Origin of the sequence: Empedobacter sedimenti, assembly GCF_030005555.1 — a bacterium.
GTDB lineage: Bacteria > Bacteroidota > Bacteroidia > Flavobacteriales > Weeksellaceae > Empedobacter > Empedobacter sedimenti.
This window is the reverse complement of the sequence record NZ_JASCQG010000019.1, coordinates 1-19,014: the sequence shown is the minus strand read 5'-3', so window position 1 is coordinate 19,014 and position 19,014 is coordinate 1. Positions and strand designations below refer to the sequence as shown.

General features: G+C 28.5%; 22 protein-coding genes and 1 pseudogene. 3 read left to right on the top strand and 20 right to left on the bottom strand.

The window, feature by feature from the left end; all coding sequences use genetic code 11:
* Window positions 1-33: 33 nt before the first annotated feature.
* The 13 genes and pseudogenes from QHG34_RS14690 to QHG34_RS14630 all read right to left on the bottom strand — a co-directional run bounded on the left by QHG34_RS14690 (window position 34) and on the right by QHG34_RS14630 (window position 11,838).
* Window positions 34-2,157 carry a catalase gene (locus tag QHG34_RS14690; RefSeq protein WP_282630985.1) on the bottom strand — a complete coding sequence of 708 codons (2,124 nt, stop codon included), beginning with the start codon at window positions 2,155-2,157 and terminating at the stop codon, window positions 34-36.
* A 211-nt stretch (window positions 2,158-2,368) separates the two neighbouring features.
* Window positions 2,369-2,532: pseudogene (locus QHG34_RS15885) on the bottom strand (IS982 family transposase); the annotation flags it as partial.
* 573 nt (window positions 2,533-3,105) lie between these two features.
* Entirely contained in the window at window positions 3,106-4,134 is a 1,029-nt protein-coding gene (gene hemH / locus QHG34_RS14680) for a ferrochelatase (protein WP_280050373.1), read from the bottom strand.
* A 396-nt stretch (window positions 4,135-4,530) separates the two neighbouring features.
* A complete protein-coding gene (locus QHG34_RS14675; RefSeq protein ID WP_282630984.1) occupies window positions 4,531-5,829 on the bottom strand; it encodes a cryptochrome/photolyase family protein in 1,299 nt (432 codons plus the stop codon).
* The gene (locus QHG34_RS14670) at window positions 5,819-6,376 is read right to left on the bottom strand and encodes a lipocalin family protein (protein WP_282630983.1); all 558 of its coding nucleotides are present in this window, start codon (window positions 6,374-6,376) and stop codon (window positions 5,819-5,821) included. Before QHG34_RS14670 ends, QHG34_RS14675 begins: the two co-directional genes overlap by 11 nt.
* Window positions 6,366-7,067, bottom strand: coding sequence for a lycopene cyclase domain-containing protein (locus QHG34_RS14665; protein ID WP_282630982.1), 702 nt, complete (start codon window positions 7,065-7,067; stop codon window positions 6,366-6,368). Before QHG34_RS14665 ends, QHG34_RS14670 begins: the two co-directional genes overlap by 11 nt.
* A complete protein-coding gene (locus QHG34_RS14660; protein ID WP_282630981.1) occupies window positions 7,064-7,522 on the bottom strand; it encodes a sterol desaturase family protein in 459 nt (152 codons plus the stop codon). The genes QHG34_RS14665 and QHG34_RS14660 overlap by 4 nt, the downstream gene beginning before the upstream one ends.
* A gap of 4 nt (window positions 7,523-7,526) precedes the next feature.
* Window positions 7,527-7,985 (bottom strand): SRPBCC family protein, encoded by a 459-nt coding sequence (locus QHG34_RS14655; RefSeq protein ID WP_282630980.1) that lies wholly within the window; start codon window positions 7,983-7,985, stop codon window positions 7,527-7,529.
* A gap of 3 nt (window positions 7,986-7,988) precedes the next feature.
* Window positions 7,989-8,447, bottom strand: a complete 459-nt coding sequence (locus tag QHG34_RS14650) for a hypothetical protein (RefSeq protein WP_282630979.1) — start codon at window positions 8,445-8,447, stop codon at window positions 7,989-7,991.
* Window positions 8,444-9,280: a phytoene/squalene synthase family protein gene (locus tag QHG34_RS14645; RefSeq protein ID WP_282630978.1), complete on the bottom strand. Its 837-nt coding sequence runs from the start codon at window positions 9,278-9,280 to the stop codon at window positions 8,444-8,446. The genes QHG34_RS14650 and QHG34_RS14645 overlap by 4 nt, the downstream gene beginning before the upstream one ends.
* Before the next feature lie 6 nt (window positions 9,281-9,286).
* Window positions 9,287-10,759 carry a phytoene desaturase family protein gene (locus QHG34_RS14640; protein ID WP_282630977.1) on the bottom strand — a complete coding sequence of 491 codons (1,473 nt, stop codon included), beginning with the start codon at window positions 10,757-10,759 and terminating at the stop codon, window positions 9,287-9,289.
* Between the two features lie 9 nt (window positions 10,760-10,768).
* A complete protein-coding gene (gene uraH, locus QHG34_RS14635) occupies window positions 10,769-11,173 on the bottom strand; it encodes a hydroxyisourate hydrolase (RefSeq protein WP_221855910.1) in 405 nt (134 codons plus the stop codon).
* A gap of 11 nt (window positions 11,174-11,184) precedes the next feature.
* Entirely contained in the window at window positions 11,185-11,838 is a 654-nt protein-coding gene (locus tag QHG34_RS14630) for a MarR family winged helix-turn-helix transcriptional regulator (protein WP_282630976.1), read from the bottom strand.
* Between the two features lie 521 nt (window positions 11,839-12,359).
* On the opposite strand from QHG34_RS14630, the gene QHG34_RS14625 reads away from it, so the two are divergent.
* Window positions 12,360-12,698, top strand: a complete 339-nt coding sequence (locus tag QHG34_RS14625) for a hypothetical protein (protein ID WP_282630975.1) — start codon at window positions 12,360-12,362, stop codon at window positions 12,696-12,698.
* Here QHG34_RS14625 and QHG34_RS14620 read toward each other — a convergent pair.
* The 3 genes from QHG34_RS14620 to ytxJ (QHG34_RS14610) all read right to left on the bottom strand — a co-directional run bounded on the left by QHG34_RS14620 (window position 12,692) and on the right by ytxJ (QHG34_RS14610) (window position 14,349).
* Window positions 12,692-13,156, bottom strand: coding sequence for a WYL domain-containing protein (locus QHG34_RS14620; protein ID WP_276681913.1), 465 nt, complete (start codon window positions 13,154-13,156; stop codon window positions 12,692-12,694). The genes QHG34_RS14625 and QHG34_RS14620 overlap by 7 nt on opposite strands.
* A gap of 108 nt (window positions 13,157-13,264) precedes the next feature.
* Window positions 13,265-13,561, bottom strand: coding sequence for a hypothetical protein (locus tag QHG34_RS14615; protein ID WP_276681912.1), 297 nt, complete (start codon window positions 13,559-13,561; stop codon window positions 13,265-13,267).
* Window positions 13,562-14,016: 455 nt separating this feature from the next.
* Window positions 14,017-14,349 (bottom strand): bacillithiol system redox-active protein YtxJ, encoded by a 333-nt coding sequence (gene ytxJ / locus QHG34_RS14610; RefSeq protein WP_282630974.1) that lies wholly within the window; start codon window positions 14,347-14,349, stop codon window positions 14,017-14,019.
* A gap of 267 nt (window positions 14,350-14,616) precedes the next feature.
* On the opposite strand from ytxJ (QHG34_RS14610), the gene QHG34_RS14605 reads away from it, so the two are divergent.
* Both QHG34_RS14605 and QHG34_RS14600 read left to right on the top strand, forming a co-directional pair.
* Window positions 14,617-15,231: a DUF6088 family protein gene (locus QHG34_RS14605; RefSeq protein WP_282630973.1), complete on the top strand. Its 615-nt coding sequence runs from the start codon at window positions 14,617-14,619 to the stop codon at window positions 15,229-15,231.
* A complete protein-coding gene (locus QHG34_RS14600; RefSeq protein ID WP_282630972.1) occupies window positions 15,203-16,213 on the top strand; it encodes a nucleotidyl transferase AbiEii/AbiGii toxin family protein in 1,011 nt (336 codons plus the stop codon). The genes QHG34_RS14605 and QHG34_RS14600 overlap by 29 nt, the downstream gene beginning before the upstream one ends.
* 267 nt (window positions 16,214-16,480) lie before the next feature.
* Here the strand turns inward: QHG34_RS14600 and QHG34_RS14595 are convergent, their stop codons facing one another.
* The 4 genes from QHG34_RS14595 to ytxJ (QHG34_RS14580) form a co-directional block, all read right to left on the bottom strand.
* On the bottom strand, window positions 16,481-17,470 hold the full coding sequence (locus tag QHG34_RS14595) for a type II toxin-antitoxin system HipA family toxin (protein ID WP_282630971.1): 990 nt from the start codon (window positions 17,468-17,470) through the stop codon (window positions 16,481-16,483).
* A gap of 1 nt (window position 17,471) precedes the next feature.
* Window positions 17,472-17,792: a HipA N-terminal domain-containing protein gene (locus QHG34_RS14590; RefSeq protein ID WP_282630969.1), complete on the bottom strand. Its 321-nt coding sequence runs from the start codon at window positions 17,790-17,792 to the stop codon at window positions 17,472-17,474.
* The gene (locus QHG34_RS14585) at window positions 17,792-17,998 is read right to left on the bottom strand and encodes a helix-turn-helix transcriptional regulator (protein ID WP_282630968.1); all 207 of its coding nucleotides are present in this window, start codon (window positions 17,996-17,998) and stop codon (window positions 17,792-17,794) included. Before QHG34_RS14585 ends, QHG34_RS14590 begins: the two co-directional genes overlap by 1 nt.
* Before the next feature lie 158 nt (window positions 17,999-18,156).
* Window positions 18,157-18,489, bottom strand: coding sequence for a bacillithiol system redox-active protein YtxJ (gene ytxJ, locus QHG34_RS14580; protein ID WP_282630967.1), 333 nt, complete (start codon window positions 18,487-18,489; stop codon window positions 18,157-18,159).
* Between the last annotated feature and the right edge of the window lie 525 nt (window positions 18,490-19,014).

Sequence of the window (19,014 nt, the reverse complement as noted above, 5' to 3'; positions counted from 1 at the left end):
AAATTTTATATTTATATCACGTTAAACATTTTATTATGAAGGAACCTTCCTTTCTTCTTCACGGTCCCAAATACGATGTAATTTCATTACTTGAATAAAATCCGCTATCCAATTCTCATTTTCATCTTCTAAAATCACTCCTCTATCAAGTTTAACAAATGAATTATCCATTAACGAACCTGCTCCTTTTGCAAATGCTAATATTTTACAATGTCTGTAAGAATCATTGATAAATTCATAGTAATCTGAATTCAATTTTAAAGATTCTATTGATTTGCCTGATGGTGTAAACACTGCATCATAACAAACAGATGGATCTGTAAGATAACTATGGGAAATCTTTTCTTTACTTCCTTCTTCATAAGTTAGCTCTCCAACTTTAGATGAAATTAATACCGCTTGAGCTCCCTCTTTTTCCAATGCTTTTTTTAATTGATCTACACTTTTTTTAGAAACACCATTATCCACTAAAAAGGCTACTTTTCTAGTTTTAATAGTTCCTTCACCTTCTTTAACTTTCATACTCAAAGCATCAAATGAATTTATTTCTTGTTTTTTAGGCTGTATAGGATAATTGGGATGATTTTGCCTTGCAAAACTTAATGTAAGTTCATCCAACTCTTTTGGAGGTTTAATACCAAGATTATCGCCTACTTTTTGCGCTAGAGTTTTATCAATTTGATAAAGTATAGCAACTTGTCTCTCTCTAATTTTTGGATCAGTTACCTTACTCAATTCAAAACTAAAAGCATCTATAATATGTTGTTTCTCTGGTTTGGATTGTGAATTAAAAAACAAGGTTGCTTGCGAGAAATGATCAGCAAATGAATCAGATCTAGCCCTTACTTTTTTTCCTTCTACTTTTTGTTCATGTGATTGAAAACCTTCTTCTCCCTTTAACATTGCATGATATGGGCAACCAGAAGCTTTGCTGTTAGGAAAATAACTTACACTTCCTTTTAATATATCCATTCTTCCCGTGCCATCTTTTTGATTATTGTGTTTTTGATTCAGTGATCTATTAATAGGTATTTCATGGAAATTTGCTCCTCCTAATCTATAATTCTGTGTATCCATATACGAAAAAATTCGACCTTGCAATAAAGGATCATCAGATAAATCAATACCAGGAATAATTCTACCTGGATCAAAAGCTACTTGTTCAGTTTCAGCAAAAAAATTGTCGGGATTGCGGTTAAGGGTCATCGTTCCAATGATTTTTACAGGAACTAATTCTTCTGGAACCAATTTCGTAGCATCCAAGATGTCAAAAGAATATTTTAATTCATCTTCTTCAGGAATTAGCTGAACACCTAAATCCCATTGCGGAAAATTTCCTTCATCAATAGCTTCCCATAAATCTTGACGATGAAAGTCAGAATTAAATCCTGATATTTTTTGAGCTTCATTCCACGCAATAGAATGCACTCCTAATTTAGGTTTCCAATGGAATTTAACAAAAGTTGCTTTACCTTTCTCATTAATCAATTTAAATGTATGTACACCAAACCCCTCCATCATTCTAAGGCTTCGAGGAATTGCTCGGTCAGACATCGCCCACATTATCATATGCGCAGATTCAGGCATTAATGAAATAAAATCCCAAAAAGTATCGTGCGCTGAAGCAGCTTGGGGAATTTCTTTATCTGGCTCTGGCTTAACAGCATGTATTAAATCAGGGAAATTCATAGCATCTTGAATAAAAAATACAGGAATGTTATTTCCAACTAAATCATAATTACCATCTTCTGTATAAAATTTTACTGAAAATCCTCTAACATCCCTAGCTAAATCAGTTGATCCTTTAAATCCTGCAACAGTTGAAAAACGAATAAATAGTGGTGTTGTTTTACCTTTTTGAAGAAATTTTGCACATGAATATTCGCTTATATCCTCATGTATTTCTAATATTCCGTGGGCTCCACTACCTCGAGCATGTACAACTCGTTCAGGTATTCTTTCTCGATCGAAATGACCCAACTTATCAAAGTATATATGGTCTTGTTGTAAGGAAGGTCCTCTATCTCCAACTTTTAAGGTGTTATTATTATCATAGATAGACACACCATCATTAGTCGTCAATTTTTGATTCGAATTATCAATTGTAAATTGACTCATTTGTTCTGATTTAAGGTCTGATTTTTTTGATTTTTTCATATGCTAATATTAATTAATGAATTAGAATTGACGAATAGAACGTAATAAGAAAAAATAAAATCAACACAAAACTTATAGCTTTATTGTTATTTATTTATATTATACATAAATTTATTATGACATAAATCAATTAGAGTGCCATTTTTTCTTAAAATGATAAAAAAGCACCTTTATAAAAACAATAAACTATTTAAATAACCCCTTGTGAATTTTAAATAATTTGAGTTTTTAGATTTTTAATATTTCAATTAAAGTAATTTTATTAATGTACTGAATCACTATTAGTGCAGTAATTTTAGCTGGAATTCTGGTTTTAAACCTTTCAAAAGTCGTTGCATAATTGCGTCTAATCATAAACTGATCGCATAGTTGAGATTTATATCATTCAAAAAATGAATATCATAAACAGATGCGGGATTGATATCAATCCCCTGGAAAACACCAGCTAAATTTCAATAGATCACATGGATCATTTAAAGGAAAAACTCCATATGAAATACTGAAATCAATACTAAAATAATTATATTTATTGTCTACGAAGTGATGAAATACAACAATAATAACCCTGCATTATAGTTTCTCCCATTCCATTTTGCCAGAAGTAAATAACAAACTATAAGAACAACAATAATAAACATTGTTCTTGAAACTATATACCAATTTGATATATAAATTTCTTTCGCTTTGCGCTTAGCAATTGTTTTGTAAAAAATGAAAATGGTTCTATTATAAATCCTTTTGTAACAGAACCATTCTTATATTAATATTTTTGATTTATATACACTTCTCTGTAAATAGCTAATCTTTTAAAAACATTTTAAGAATCTTATATGCAAAATTTAGATCTATTAGCTTAATAGCATACTAATAACTGATAGAATCACTTTTAACAATTAAAAGTCTATGTAGAATATTTGAATTTAATCTATAATTGTTAAATGTTTAAGATTATAATAAATAAAAATCATCTATTTTTTCTTCACATAAAGTTTTGATTACATGTATCCATGAATCATTATCATTTAGACATGAAATATACTCATAAGCTTCTCCCCCATTATCAATAAATATTTCTTTTCCTTCCATTGCTATTTCCTCTAGAGTTTCCAAACAATCAGATACAAATGCAGGGCAAACAACTGCCAATTTTTTTATTCCTTTTGATGGTAAAACTTTTAAAGTAGAATCTGTATATGGCTCAATCCATTTATCTTTTCCTAGTCTAGATTGAAATGAAACAATTGTTTTTTCGCGAGATAAATTTAATTTTTCTATAACTTTTTTTGTTGTCTCAAAACATTGATGACGATAACAGAATTGATGACTTGGATTAAATTCTCTATCACAACAGTCACTTAAATTACAAGTCCTTGTAGGATCTGTTTTATAAATATGTCTTTCTGGGATACCGTGGTAAGAAAATAACAACCCATCAAAATCATTCGAAAACTTGTCTTTTATACTTTCAACAAGACAATCTATATATATATCTTTATTATAAAATGGTTCCACATAATTTATTTTAACAAATGGAAATTTTTCTTTTCTTACTTTTTCTGATTTCTCTACTACAGATTCTGTTGTACTCATAGCATATTGAGGATACAATGGAAATAGTACAATCTTATTGACTCCTTTCTCAACTAGTTTAGAAATTCCATTTTCTATACTAGGTTCAGCATATCTCATTCCTATTTCAACAGGAATATCAACAATATTTTGTAATTTATTTTTTATTTTTTCAGTAATGACTATTAAAGGAGATCCCGCATCTGTCCAAATTTTCTCATAAGCTTGTGCGGATTTTGATGGTCTTGTATTTAGAATTATTCCTTTTACTAAAAGTGTTCTTAGAATCCAATTATAGTCAATAACTCTTTCATCCATTAAAAACTCTCCAAGATATTCTTTTACGTCATTTACGGATGTAGATTTAGGTGATCCTAAATTAACTAATAATATTCCTTTTTTACTCAATTTATTTACTTTTATGGTTACTAATTTTTTTTAATAAATAATTAAAAAAATGTATAAACATGCAACTCTATTTACAATTTAAATGAAATTTGTATATTAATGCATTACAACATTTACAAATCGGAAATATTTATAATTGTTTTATAACAATCAAAATACTCTTGTCCATAAGTGTTTTTATTATTCATTATTTTTAATCTAAATCTTTGATAGAAAGTTTTTACAAACCTCACTTTTACTAAAGACAATAAGGTGCTTAATTGAATCCAGATTGAAATTTCAGTATGGATGTAGATACCTTGTAGTGAAGTTTTGATATTAATTCTTCAAAAGCAGAAAATGTAGAAAAATATATTATAATCGTTTAATATTTTAAATCATTATTATTCTTTCATTTTACTTCTTGAATGCTTCGTTAAAAATGCTTAAAACTCTGTTTCGAGCAAAATTATGAGCAACTATAGGAGAAGGATAATCATCAGTTTCAAATTCTGATACCCACTTTTTAATGTAAAGAGATTCTTTATCAAATTTCTCTGTCTGAAGAGTTGGATTAAAGACTCTGAAATAAGGTGCCGCATCGCATCCTGATCCAGCAACCCATTGCCAATTACCATTATTTGCAGACAAATCATAATCGTTTAGTTTTGAAGCAAAATAAGCCTCTCCCCAACGCCAATCTATGAGTAGGTGTTTGCATAAAAAACTTGCTGTGATCATTCTTACTCTATTATGCATAAAACCAGTTTGATTAAGCTCTCTCATTCCTGCATCTACAATAGGATAACCTGTTTTCCCATCGCACCATAGCTTAAATTCCTGCTCATTATTCCTCCACTTAATATAATTATACTTAGCCTTAAAAGGTTGGTGAACAACATATGGAAAATGATAGAGTATTTGCATAAAAAATTCTCTCCAAATTAATTCATTTAGCCATGTTTCATTTAGCTCTATCGCTAACGCAACACATTTTCGTACACTAATCGTTCCAAATCTAAGAGCTATACCTAATTGGGTCGTAAATTGTAAAGCAGGATGATCCCTATATTTATGGTAATTTTGAATAATTTCCTTATCTAGCTTTGGCTGTTTGAATAAAATTGATGTTTTTAAAAAACCAATTTCTTTGAGTGAAAGAATCGCTTTGAATTCTGTTTTCAAAAATTTACTGTAATCAGGGTTATAACATTTATAATCTTCTGTTTTCAAAATTTGTTTCCATTTTTTTGCATACGGCGTATATACTGTATAAGGAGAACTATCTTTCTTTAAAATATCTTTCTTGTCAAAAATTACCTGATCTTTAAATGCTTTAAACGAAATGTTAAATAACTTAAAATAATTGTAAATCGAAGTATCTCTTTTAATTGCCAAAGGTTCATAATCACGATTACAAAATATAGAATGAATAGCAAACTCAGTAGAAAGTTGCTGAAAAATTTTGAAAGGATCACCATAATATACATCGAGACTTGTCCCAAAAGATTTTAATTGATTATTAATCTTTTGAAGCGCTTGATGAATATAATCCACCCTCCTATCTTTCTTGTCATCCAGTTGTCGTAGAATACCTTCATCAAAAATAAAAATAGGTAACACAGGAACTCCAGATGAAAGAGCGTGGTACAGCCCAACATTATCTTCTAAACGAAGATCTCTTCGAAACCAAAAAATGGAAATTTTATTTTTCATTTAAAAATGGATTATCATTTCGATTATGTTCTACCCAAACCAAATTGGATATATCATAACCAATTTCTGAAGCTAATGCAAGAAAGTTTGTTTTAATATTATCTGGAATATCTTGCGTCCTAGATAAAATCCATAAGTAATTTAGATTTTTACCTATAACCAATGCATATTGATAGTTTTCATCCAAAGCAATTATGTTATATCCAGCATAGAAAGGTCCAAAAAAGCTTACTTTTAGATTTCCAATTTGCTTACCGTCTCTAAATTTTGCTTTACCTATAGCTTGCTTCCATACTTGTTTATCCTTATTAAATCCGCTATTTGAAACCACCAGATTTCCTTTTTTATCAAAAGTGTAGTTAGCGGACACATTATCCAAGTTTTTCTCGAAACGAAAATCTAAACGAGCGATTTCAAACCAAGTACCTAAATATCGATCAACTTCAAAATTTCGAACAGCTTCTGCCTTTTTAGGAATAGAGGAACATGAATTGGAAAATATTAACAATCCTATACAAGCTGTTTTCAATAGTATTTTATTTTTCATTTTCATGAGATTTTGATTTAAATTGTTTAAAAAAATAGAGAACTAAAAGAAATTGCGTATATCCATACACAGAATCTTCTATTGGTATAGTTCCCATTCTGATTCCCAAAAAATCATCAGGATTATAATTTACAATTGGCGACTCTAATCCTGTACCTGTTAGAATACCATTTACAGGAAAGAAACCAAGCATAAGAATAGTGAAAACAAACGAAGCTTTTCCTATCCAATTTACACAACGAACAAAGTGTAAGTACAGTAAAACAACCAATGTTATAACAGCTGTTAATAGGGTATAAATTCTATCATAATAAAGTAAAGCGACAATTGAACAAACAATCACACTAAAAAAAACAATCAGATTATTAAAACAGGAAAGCCTATTTAATTTAAAAAATTTATCAAAGCAGAAATAAGTAAATATGCAAGAAAATGGTATACAAATAAAAAACAACCATTCTTCTAAAGGTAGACCTCCTATAAAAAAACCAAGTGTATAATCTGTATTAAACCACCACACTCCTTTAGCTGTAAACCAAATATCCCATGCAATAAATGGAACAGCTACAACAAGTGCTGCCTTAAAAAAAGCTCCAAAATGACGGTGAAAAAGAATACGAGAATCAAAGGATGATATGAAACAAATAATTATTGTAAAAAATAAAATCAAAATATAAGTATAGGACATCATTTTTGCGCAGAATTAAAGTACATTTTAAAATACTTGAAAGGAACATATAGAAACCCAAAACATTCTCCATTATCTTTATTTAGATGCTTATGATGTTGTTTATGAGCCCTACGAAGAGCAAGAAAATACGGATTCTTTATTCGTTTAAAATAATTCAGTCGTTGATGAATAAAAACATCATGCACAAAAAAATACGCCATACCATAAAGCATAATTCCTACCCCAACAAAAAATAAGTAATTATAACTATTGAGCGAACCAAAATACATCAAAGCAATAGTCGGAATCGCAAATATCACAAAAAAATAATCGTTTTTTTCAACTGATCCTTTATGGCTATGATCATGATGATCTTTGTGGAGAAACCATAAAAATCCATGCATCACATATTTATGAATAAACCATGTAACAGGCTCCATAAGTACAAATACTAGCAATACTAAAAATAAATTCATACACCTAAGTATTAAACAATTGCTTTAATACTTGATGACGATAATCAAATATTCTATTTAATTTTTTTTTCACCAAAAGAGAATGAACAACATTTCCCAAAACTCCAAAAGGAAGCTCATATTCTACTGTATCTTTCATTAAAATCCCCTTTTCATTGGGAATAAATTCATGAAAATGTTTCCAATATTTATATGGTCCTTTTTGTTGAAAATCTGTAAAGCTTTGCTGCGGATCTACTTGAATAATCTTTGTCTGCCATTTCAAAGGAATACCCAATAGTGGTGACACACTATAATCGATGAGCATACCTTCAAAAATTGGCTGATCCTGATCTTCTGACAAAACTGTAAAAGCCATATCTTTTGGTGTAATTTCCGAAAGATTCATTGGAGAAGAAAAAAATCGCCAAGCTGTATCAATATCACAATACAGCTGTTGTTCTCTATACAAACGGTACTTCATCACTTATTCGTTTAAAATTTTTTCAATATTTCTACGCAAATTTATAGACGATATTTTATGCCTATTTTCCGATAAGATTTGCGTATCTTCTTCAACCTTTGAATAGTAGTTCAAAAATGAGGGTGCGTTTTTTTGTACTGATAATCTAATAAACCTCAATTCTAAATTTTCAGGTTCTATACGTATCGCCTCCTCTATATTTTTTTTACCTTTATTAAAAGTTTTAAGCTTATTAAATGGATTAGATACATGCTTGGAATTAATTGTTTGAGCACCACCTAAATAACCCAAATAAATAGCAGATTTATTTTTTATATGGTCCAATTCAACTATTACATTTGCACATAATTCTTTGTCATTAGATAACTTAGCATAATTAGCCCTTAGCTCTTCTAGAACTACCTCAGTGTGATTTATAAAACCTAAAAATCCCACAATGAGAAACCCTAACATTTTAATCATAACCAAGCAGCTTTATATCTTAAGTAACTTTTAAACGCAACAAAAACTTTTTCAGAATTAGCTATTCTAATTCTTCCATTTAAAATTTCTTTGGATGATTTTTTTTTGATCTTCTTAAACAAAGAAAGATAGTATTTATATGCTAGATAAACACCAAAAATTGAAGAAGCTGGAAGTTTTTTAATCCCAATCAACGCTTCATCAAATTCTTCTTCTATTTCTTTTTCAATTGCGTATTTTATCTTATTATCAAAACCACTTATATCCACATTCGGAAAATAAGTTCTTCCCAAAATATGATAATCCTCTTTCAAATCTCGAAGAAAATTAATTTTCTGAAAAGCAGAGCCCAATTTCATTGCATAAGGTTTTAATTCTTCATACTTATCTTTATTACCATCTGTAAAAACCTGTAAACACATGAGTCCTACTACCTCAGCAGAACCTAAAATATAGGATTTGTATAAGTCCGTGTCGTATTCTATTTGTTGCAAGTCCATTTCCATGCTACTCAAAAACTGATTGATAAGCTCTTTATCAATCTTATAATAATTTACAGTCTCTTGAAATGATTGTAAGATGGGGTTAAGCGATATCCTCTCATTTAATGCATGTAAAGTTTCTTTTCTCAATCTTTTTAAAAGCTTCTCTTTGTTATATCCATGAAAACTATCTACGATTTCATCTGCCAACCTTACATAACCATAAATCGCATAAATAGCCGATCTAATAGAAGGTTTTAAAGCGAGAATACCCAAAGAAAAACTTGTGCTATATTTTTGAGTTGTCATCTTACTCACCGAATAAGAAAGCTCATCAAATAATTGTTTCATACAGAATTAATTTTTTATTTTGTTGATCTCATTGGCAACTATTTTACCAGATATAATAGAGGGAGGAACTCCTGGTCCTGGAACAGTTAACTGACCAGTATAAAATAAATTTTTTAGCTTTTTATTTCTCATTTTAGGTTTTAGTACTGCTGTTTGATTAAGTGTATTAGCCAATCCATAAGCATTACCACCATAAGCATTATAATCGGACACAAAGTCTCTGACACAATAACTTTTTTTAAAGTCAATTTTAGACTGTAAATCTTGAGTACCTGTATGCTTTTCTAATCGCGAGAGCATTTCCGTTAAATACTTCTCACGTACAAATTCACTGTCATTTATTCCTGTAGCAATCGGCATTAGTAAAAACAAATTTTCTTTCCCTTCTGGTGCAACAGAATGATCTGTTTTTGAGGGACAACAAGTATAGAACAAAGGTTTTTCAGGCCATCTTTTATCTTCGTATATGCTATCTATATGCAGATCTAAGTCATGTTCAAAGAATAGTGTATGATGTTTTAAATGCGGAATTGTTTCGTTAAAACCTAGATAAAAAATCAGACTAGATGGTGCAAAAGTCCTTTCTCTCCAATAATCTGCGGTATAATTTCTGTATTCTTCGTTCAAAAGTGTTTCAGTATGATGATAATCAGAAGAAGCAATTACTTCATCAAATTCATGGATTTTACCATTTATAAGAAGCGAACTTACTTTTTGATTTTTTACATTTATTTTTTCAACATTCGAATTAAAATGAAAGTTCGCCCCTTGTTCTTCTGCTACTTTTTTCATTGCTAATACCAGTTGGTAAAAACCTCCTTTAGGATAATAAGTACCTAGTACATAACCGCCATAATTCATCAAACTATACAAGGCTGGAATCTTTTCAGGAGATGCGCCCAAAAATATTACGGGGAACTCCATTAAAGCTCTCAATTTCTTATCTTTAAAATACCGTGCAACATAGGCTCTAAAATTAGATAATAAATCTAATCTCAATGCACTTTTAGCAATTTTAAGAGAAATAAATTCACTCCAATTGGCACAAGGTTTATGTACAAAATCCTTCATTCCTACTTCATATTTGAATTTGGCAGATTTCATAAATTTTTCTAATTGAAAACCAGCACCTTTCTCTATTTTTTCGAAGGTTGCTTTTAGTGCTTCAAAATTTTCAGGTACATCTATTTTTTCATCAGAAAAAATCATCTCAAATTGAGGATTTAACGATATCAATTCAAAAAAAGAAGAAGTAGTATAACCAAAATCCTCAAAGAAATCTTGTATAACATCTGGCATCCAATACCAACTAGGTCCCATATCAAATACATAACCTTCTTCTGTTTTTAATTGTCTTGCTCTTCCGCCTGGCTGATTATGTTTTTCAAATATATGTACTTCATGTCCTTCTTTTGCTGTATAAGCAGCAGCTGATAAACCAGAAAATCCAGATCCAATAATGGCTATTCTTTTTCTCATATCTTGTTTTTAACTTCCTTTATATGTAGAATAGCCATAAGGAGATACAGTCAATGGTACATGAAAATGCTTATCCCCTTTAATATGGAAAACAATCTCGATAAAAGGATAAAATGTTTGCAACTTTTTTCTATCAAAATAAGATTCAATATGAAATACGAGTTTATAAACACCGTCATTATTCTGACCATAAGGTAAAAAATTCCCTATTCTACCATCTTTATCTGTAATTTGTGTACTTACCTTAGTCCACGAATTGTCCACATTCATTTTCTGTAATGTAACTGAAACAGATGGTGCAGGCTCTCCTGTAGAGTTATCTAAAATATGGCTGGACAATTGATACGTTTTCGTTTGCGAAAAACAAAACAACGAACAACAGATAAGTAGAAAGAAAAATATACTCTTTTTCATACTAGTTGTATTTAATTAATATGTTTGTAAGCCTCTTTTAATAGAGATTCTGTTTCAAAATTCTTTTCATAGATTGCTTGATGAAATTCTTCGAGTTTATGAAGTAGATTTATTAATTCCATTTTTTCAACATAAGTTAAATTACCTGCTACAATTTGTGTCGCAAGCCTAATTTTATCCATTTGTTCTTCAAGAACTTCTAAACCTACTGAACTAATTTGAATAACTTTACTTCTTTTATCCAGCTCAGATGAAGCTTGATCTACCCAACCTTTAACAATTAGTCGATTTATAATTTGCATCCCTACTGGTTTTTCATGCACATTTTTCTTTATCAAATCCATTTTTGTCATCTCCCCAAATGCCTTTAAGTTGATTAAGTAAATAAAATCTTCTTGAGATGAAAAATCCGATCCTATAATAGCAGATTTTGAATAACTTTTCGCATACCTATTCATATGAACAAGTAATGTACTTATAACACTTTCAGGCGATCTCATTTTCTCTTTTCCGATCCAATGAGGAACATCACAAGAACTTTCTAGATGATTATTTAAAATAATCCACTTTTTAAAATCATCAATAGAAGCATTAGCATTACACGTATTTTCTTTTTCAAATTCTTCTATTAAATCAACTACATCTTTGATTAATTTGAAATTCATTTCTTGTATTTAGTTTACAAATATACTATTTTAAAACAAATAAAGAATAATATTATACTATATATTAAAAATAATATCCGAGCTTATTAAAAATTATTAAAAACTATGTCATTTTATAATTATAATTCTAATTTATTTTTGTGAAGTCGATATTAACATTATAATTTAAATAATCGTTAAAAGTTTATAATTAAGAGGGGAATACATATTCTCACTTTTTTATTTGATGTCCCAATTAAAATTCCATAGATTTAAAAGAAAAAAAATCAAGTTAGAAGCTCAAGCAATATTATTTTATTAGTAAGTCAAACATTTTTTATAAAAATTAGTAAAGATATTTTATTACAATATGTTAAATTTTTAATAAACTTAACCACACCACCCCCTACACCATTGATAAATAAAGACTTTTACACTTTCTGTATCGAAATCTATTATAGAGAAGATGGCTACATCGAAAAAATAACTGATGCAAATGAAATCATTAATTACCTAAAAAATAACTTTTAAAAACTAATATTATGCATAAAACTTATCACGATAAACAGAAAGAAATAGAAAAAGTAATGAAACGTGTTCCAAACTGGTTATCGAAAGGCTATAAAGAAATAAATAGTGTTATTCTTTTGAAATTTTTGGAACTAAAAAAAAACGATTCAATTTCTAAACAAAAATTTAACATGGAATGTGATGAATTAATTGGAAGGAGTAAATTTCCTGGAGACTTTAATCAGATGACTAATTTTGGACAAAGAAATCATGGAAAATTTTTCGAAACTATAAATGATCAAGTCTATTTATGGAAGCCTGTTGCTGAATTTATTCATGCAGAATACGAAAAAATTAAAAAGAATTATTGATTTCTCAAAAGAGAATCTTTCAGAATTTTAGCAATTTCTTGACGTAAACTTTCTGGCTTAATTACTTTTAAACTCCACGCTCGTGACATGATTTCTTTAATAAAATCGGGCGTGGGTTTTAATTTCAAATAAACGCGAACTCCATTAGGAATATCTTCAACTTTTTGCGAATGATGAATCGGTAAACTTTTGATATAATTACCATCGCTAGAGTCAAATTCCAATTCAATCTCCTCTACCCTTTTGTCCCCATCATCAAACATCGCAAATAACGATTGATACTTTGTTTGAATATCCTCTATTGAAAATTTTGGAGCAAACTTTTCCCTATGAAAAGTTATATCAGACATTCGATCAAAACCAAATGCACGCAATCCATTATTATTTTTATGATCATTTCCGATTAAATACCAACGTTCAAGACTTTCTTTTATCGCCAAAGGTTCTATAATACTCACATTTTTTTAATTTGTATCATATTTTAGATAATTAAACTGAATCACCTTTTTATCTTTGATAAAATCTACAACATCAGTAATTTGATTTAGCCCCAAAGGTTTTCTTTCTTAGATTAAAAACATTTCAGGCAAAGCATTCGCTTGATTCATGATGGCAAACATTTCATAATAATCCAATGATGTTTCGATTAAAAATTCTTGTTCTGAATAATTAATAAAATAGCCTTTTGATTTAGTATATTTTAAATCTATTCCTAATTCATTTTTAATCTTCGTTTTATCTCGACTAAAAGTCGCGGGTGCGTATATAAAAGCCTCATCTCCTGTAATCATTGCTAAATAAGATGAAATCTCATTATTGCCCACAAACTTGTTCGCTTTATTACTTTCTCTAATAAATTGCACGAACTGAATCAAACGTAAAAAAAGGAACTATTTTTCTTATGTTGTAAAAATGAAGTAAATATGAAGACAAAACTATTTAAAGTCACAATTTAGTAAAAAATATTTTTGATATTCTTTCTTTAAAAATATAGATCCAACTACTACAAAATTAGTTGATAACTATTTTGATTTAGCAAGAAATGATGAGTTTGAATTGTTGCAAAAAAATATTCTAGACTATTTTGCTTATAAAAATTCTAATAAACATGTTTCAGAAAAATTATCAGTTGTTCTTGAAATTTTAAAAGAAAAAACAAAAAAATCAAAATTTCTTTTTTGCGAATTATTTTTTGGATTTACGACATTTAAAATTTTAAAATCCATAACTTAAAATGTCCGTTATATCATACAATTTGATTCACTTTGCATGGAATAACGGACATTTATGTTTGATCAATAATTATTTCTTAAATACATTATAAATTAACTAGTAGATCTAATTGCTTCTGAATTTCTTCATTTTTTATTTTACGATGTGATGCATTGTACACACTTTTTCCATTTTTTATAATAAGAATTTGCGGTGATTCATGCTGAACATTATATCGTCGTTCAATCTCATTAGAGAGTAATCTATACGTTAATAAATCTAAATAATTCAGTTCAAAATCGCTTTCTTTTACAATATCCCAAATAATATCACATAATCCACAAGTTGTGCTGTGTTTATAAATAATTTTTGGTTGATTAAAAGATGCTTGATCAATTTGATCTAAGTGATCTAAAGTTGTAATATCTATTTTTTTCATTTTTTTTTCTATTATTTCACTTATAAAATTACGTCTAAAAGAAGGAATAACCTACTCTATTTTCCTTATATGATAAATTATAAAAAATGCACTAAGAAAATCTCCTTGTTCATTTTTTTTACTCTATATTAATTTTCAATCTACGCTAAAACGAATTTGGTATAAAACTACAAGATGTATAATTATAGTAATTTATTAAACAAAATAAAACCTATTTTTGTAACAAATTTTCACTAAATTTGTTACAACCTTAAAAGTTATTTCAAATTGAAAACATCTAAAAATCAGATAAAAACAAAGATTTTAAAATCATCCCTTGGCGAAATATTTTTCGCCGAAGATTTTTTTCAATATGGTTCTTCTGGTAATATCAGATTAACTTTATTCCGTTTAGAAAATGAAGGAATATTACAACGTTTAGCCCAAGGTATTTATCTTAAACCAAAAAAAGATCCGTTGTTAGGTACTATTTATCCTACAATTGAAGAAATAGCGAAACAAATCGCACAAAGAGATAAAGCACGTATTGCTCCTACAGGAGTATTGGCTTTATATTTATTAGGTTTAACAACTCAAATTCCTTTAAAAGCTGTTTACTTAACCGATGGTTCGCAACGAGAAATAAAAATAGGAAATCGTACAATTCAATTCAAAAAAACAGTTCCTAAAAGCTTTGCCATCAAAGATCAATTATTACACTTGATTGTTCAAGTTTTTAAAGAAATTGGTCAAAAAGAGATAACAGAAGATTTTTTAAATCAAATACAACCTAGCGTGCAGCAATTGAATAATGAAGTAGTTCAAAAACAATTAAAGTACGCTCCTGTTTGGATTCAAAAACAAATTATTAACCTTGCGAAAGACAATAACAATGTGGATTAACCTTACGAAAGAACAAAAAATTCAGGTACTTGAACAAACAGGTATAGCTAAAAGTTTACCTGCGTTTGTAATAGAGAAAGATTGGTGGGTTTGTATTTTGTTGAAAGCTATTTTTCAATCACAATATGCTAATTCAATTATCTTTAAAGGCGGAACATCATTAAGTAAAGCTTACGATTTAATTGATCGATTTTCTGAAGATATTGATTTAATTATTGATCGTCAATTATTAGGATTTGATGAATTAAATTCAAAATCTCAAATTAAAAAATTACGAAAAGCTTCAGGTGGATTTATTATCAATGAGTTTAGAGAAGAATTAATTCAACAGTTGGATCAATTAGGAATTAGCAAAGAATTATATAAAATCAAATACAATGAACATGTAGATGATACAAGTGATCCTAATACATTAGAAATTTATTACCAACCTGAAGCTCCTGTCAACAATGTTTATATACAACAAAGAGTATTATTAGAAATGGGTACAAGATCTTTAACAGAGCCATCTGAAACAAAATCTATTATCTCTTTTTTAGACGAAAATTATAAAGACTTGACTTTTACAGAACCTGCTTTTGATGTACAAGTAGTAATACCTACACGTACTTTCATTGAAAAAGTTTTATTGCTCCATGAAGAATTTTCAAAACCCATTGATAAAATCAGAACCGAACGATTAACACGACATTTTTATGATTTAGACAAAATGATGCAAGCAGGCTTTGGTGAAAAAGCAATAGCTGATGACAATTTATTTCAAACTATTGTAGATCATCGTAAAATTGTAAATCCATTAAGAGGTTTAGATTATTCAAACCACGAAAAAGGAAAATTGAGCATTATTCCGCCTGATGAAATTCTTTCAAAATGGGAACAGGACTATAAAACAATGCAAGATCATATGATTATTGGAGAAAGTTTGAGCTGGTCAAATTTGTTAAATCAAATGAAAAAAATTCAAGATTTATTTAATCAATAATATTAAATTGTAATAAATAAGGTTGATTCTTTTATTGAATATTACTAAAATTTAGTTAAATTTATAGTAATACTCACTACACCAAAACTACACCTCACTACTCTACACTCACTATAAACAGTAAGTTTTTCACATTCTGCATTGGCAAATAATTCATTTTAAATTAATTACATGTTTAACATGTAAAAAAGGTTCTTCATCCCAAGATGAAGAACCTTTTCTTTTGGAATTTCATATTTGTGTAGAATAACGGACATTTTTTATGCTTTACTTTCTTAATTCTAAATCTAATCTTTTTAATTTACGTTGATAGTTTTGTAAATAATTACGTTTCAATTTTTCAGACAAATAAGATTTTGAAATTAAGTCTTCTACTTTATCTTCTTTAGAAGTTAGATTTTGAATGACTTTTATTATCGATTTCTCTGTAATTCCTGCATTTTCACCTAATACAAATAATTGATCGATAATTTTTCCTTTTGAAATAGATTTTGGTAATAATCCATCTTTTAAAGCAAATTCTGAATCCTCAATATGAATTTTCGTATTTAACAAATCATACGCTGGACTTAATTTAAAATCACCTTGTTTAGTTTCTATTAAAGAAAAATTCTTTAAATGGGCATCTCCATTTGAAAATAAATAATTAAAAATAATTAATGTAAACAATTTAGGCGTTTCTACTTTCCAAGCAGGAACATATTTTTTCAAAGCGTCAAATAATTCCAAATAACTGCCTTCGTATTTATATTGTTCCCCATCTGTAGCAGGAGATTTTTGTAACAAAGAAGCAAAATCTTCTACAGCTAATTTTTCTCCATTTGCATCGTAATCAAAACGTTTTGTTATGTATGCAGGACTTCCATCTTTAAAGAAAATTAAGGCGTTTTCTGCTGTTTCAATTTTAAAAATTTGTTTCGCTATTTGCATTGTCAAATGCTCGTTTGCTGGTGCAAATTCACTATTTTTAGGTAAATCAGAAATTGGCTTAAGAATATATTGTCCACTTTCGTTTTCATTGGTCAATCTTAATTCATTTCCATCAAGAATTAGCGAATATTTCTCTTGAAATCCTGAAATTGAAATATGCGTTTGATTTTGATTAAAGCTGCTTTTATCTTTTCGATCAGCTGGTGAAGTATAGTTTAAAATTGGATTTACTTTTCTGCCATCAAACATCTTTTTCAATACGCTTGAACTGTACGTACTAAAATTTTCTTTTAAAGAACCCGGGCAATTTTTTAACTCTAAATTCATTCTACACTCTTTCTATTGTTACTGCACCCACGGTATCTACTTTAGATGCTTGTAATAATATTCCAAAAGCATCATCTTCATCAATTTTAAACATCTTACAAATCATTCGTTTATTTACACCTTCGGGTAATAAATGATAAAAAAACGGGAATAATGTATCAGATTCAAACTCGATTTGACTTTTAGGTAATGTTAAACTTATTGGAGGTTTAGATTCATTGGATAACCAATTTTCATTGTATTTAAAATGAAAACTACCATTATCTAATTGTGTCAAAACTCCTGCCTTTTCGCCTTTATACAAAATATGAGCAATTCTCATTATTCAACCGTTTTAATCTCTAATCTAATTTCTAATCCTAATGCATCACATAACTTTTGTAATGTTTCTAACGTTGGATTACCTTTTCCGCTTTCAAACTGTTTAAGTGTACGTAAGCCAACACCCGAAATTTCAGCTAATGTTTCTTGTGTAATATCTAAAACTTTACGACGTTCTTTTATCTGTTCAATTAATAATAGTGTCATATATTGCACTTTTATAGTAAATTTAGGAATAAATATAATATAAAACAATAAAAGTGCAACTAATTGCACTTTTTAAGATTTAATATAAATTTTGAATATAATTGGCATCAATTAGTGCCATATATTGCACTATTAATATAATAATCAATGTTAATACATTACAAACTAACTAATTGATCTAATTGTTTTTGAATTTCTTCATTTTTTATCCTACGATGTGATGCACTGTACACACACTTTCCATCTTTAATAATTAAGATTTGTGGCGATTCGTGCTGAACATTATAACGACGTTCAATCTCATTAGATATTGGTCTGTACGTTAATAAATCTAAATAATTCAGTTCGAAATCGCTTTCTTTTATAATATTCCAAATAATATCACATAACCCACAAGTTGTACTGTGTTTATATATAATTTTTGGTTGATTAAAAGACGCTTGATCAATTTGGTCTAAATCTTCTAAACTTGTAATATCTATTTTTTTCATTTTTGTTTCAATTATTTCATCTATAAAATTACATTGAAAAGAAGAAAAAACCTATTCTATTTAATTATTGTATTTTCTTTGTAAATCAAAATATAGTTAATATTAGATTTATGAAAACTTTTTTTTATACTATATAATGTTAAACTTTCTTAAATTTTTATACACCAATACTACACCTCACTACTATGTATCTCTTATAAACACTGAATTCATCACTTTCTGTATCGGGAAATAAATCGGATAACAACAGATAACAAAAACCCAACAACTGCTATATGAATTAATAGTTTATATATTTTTTCTAGTATTTGTCACTAAATATTTTATCATAAAACAATTTTAATTTCATTTAATTAAGATCTTTTCAGTGTATTTTAATTAAATGAAATTATGTCCTCCCTCCTTCCCTTTCCAAAAGATTCCAAAATTCATCATCGATTCTTTTTCTAAAATATTTGTAACCGTTTATTTCGCAATATAGAAACGTAAATAGTTTATTTTCGAGAATAATTATACATAAAAATT

Bases quoted from the DNA above. Each gene is read 5' to 3' on its own strand.
- QHG34_RS14690 (WP_282630985.1), bottom strand. From the start codon at position 2,157: ATGAAAAAATCAAAAAAATCAGACCTTAAATCAGAACAAATGAGTCAA.
- QHG34_RS14675 (WP_282630984.1), bottom strand. From the start codon at position 5,829: ATGAAAAATAAAATTTCCATTTTTTGGTTTCGAAGAGATCTTCGTTTA.
- QHG34_RS14670 (WP_282630983.1), bottom strand. From the start codon at position 6,376: ATGAAAAATAAAATACTATTGAAAACAGCTTGTATAGGATTGTTAATA.
- QHG34_RS14665 (WP_282630982.1), bottom strand. From the start codon at position 7,067: ATGATGTCCTATACTTATATTTTGATTTTATTTTTTACAATAATTATT.
- QHG34_RS14660 (WP_282630981.1), bottom strand. From the start codon at position 7,522: ATGAATTTATTTTTAGTATTGCTAGTATTTGTACTTATGGAGCCTGTT.
- QHG34_RS14655 (WP_282630980.1), bottom strand. From the start codon at position 7,985: ATGAAGTACCGTTTGTATAGAGAACAACAGCTGTATTGTGATATTGAT.
- QHG34_RS14650 (WP_282630979.1), bottom strand. From the start codon at position 8,447: ATGATTAAAATGTTAGGGTTTCTCATTGTGGGATTTTTAGGTTTTATA.
- QHG34_RS14645 (WP_282630978.1), bottom strand. From the start codon at position 9,280: ATGAAACAATTATTTGATGAGCTTTCTTATTCGGTGAGTAAGATGACA.
- QHG34_RS14640 (WP_282630977.1), bottom strand. From the start codon at position 10,759: ATGAGAAAAAGAATAGCCATTATTGGATCTGGATTTTCTGGTTTATCA.
- uraH (WP_221855910.1), bottom strand. From the start codon at position 11,173: ATGAAAAAGAGTATATTTTTCTTTCTACTTATCTGTTGTTCGTTGTTT.
- QHG34_RS14630 (WP_282630976.1), bottom strand. From the start codon at position 11,838: ATGAATTTCAAATTAATCAAAGATGTAGTTGATTTAATAGAAGAATTT.
- QHG34_RS14625 (WP_282630975.1), top strand. From the start codon at position 12,360: ATGCATAAAACTTATCACGATAAACAGAAAGAAATAGAAAAAGTAATG.
- ytxJ (WP_282630974.1), bottom strand. From the start codon at position 14,349: ATGAAAAAAATAGATATTACAACTTTAGATCACTTAGATCAAATTGAT.
- QHG34_RS14595 (WP_282630971.1), bottom strand. From the start codon at position 17,470: ATGAATTTAGAGTTAAAAAATTGCCCGGGTTCTTTAAAAGAAAATTTT.
- QHG34_RS14590 (WP_282630969.1), bottom strand. From the start codon at position 17,792: ATGAGAATTGCTCATATTTTGTATAAAGGCGAAAAGGCAGGAGTTTTG.
- QHG34_RS14585 (WP_282630968.1), bottom strand. From the start codon at position 17,998: ATGACACTATTATTAATTGAACAGATAAAAGAACGTCGTAAAGTTTTA.
- ytxJ (WP_282630967.1), bottom strand. From the start codon at position 18,489: ATGAAAAAAATAGATATTACAAGTTTAGAAGATTTAGACCAAATTGAT.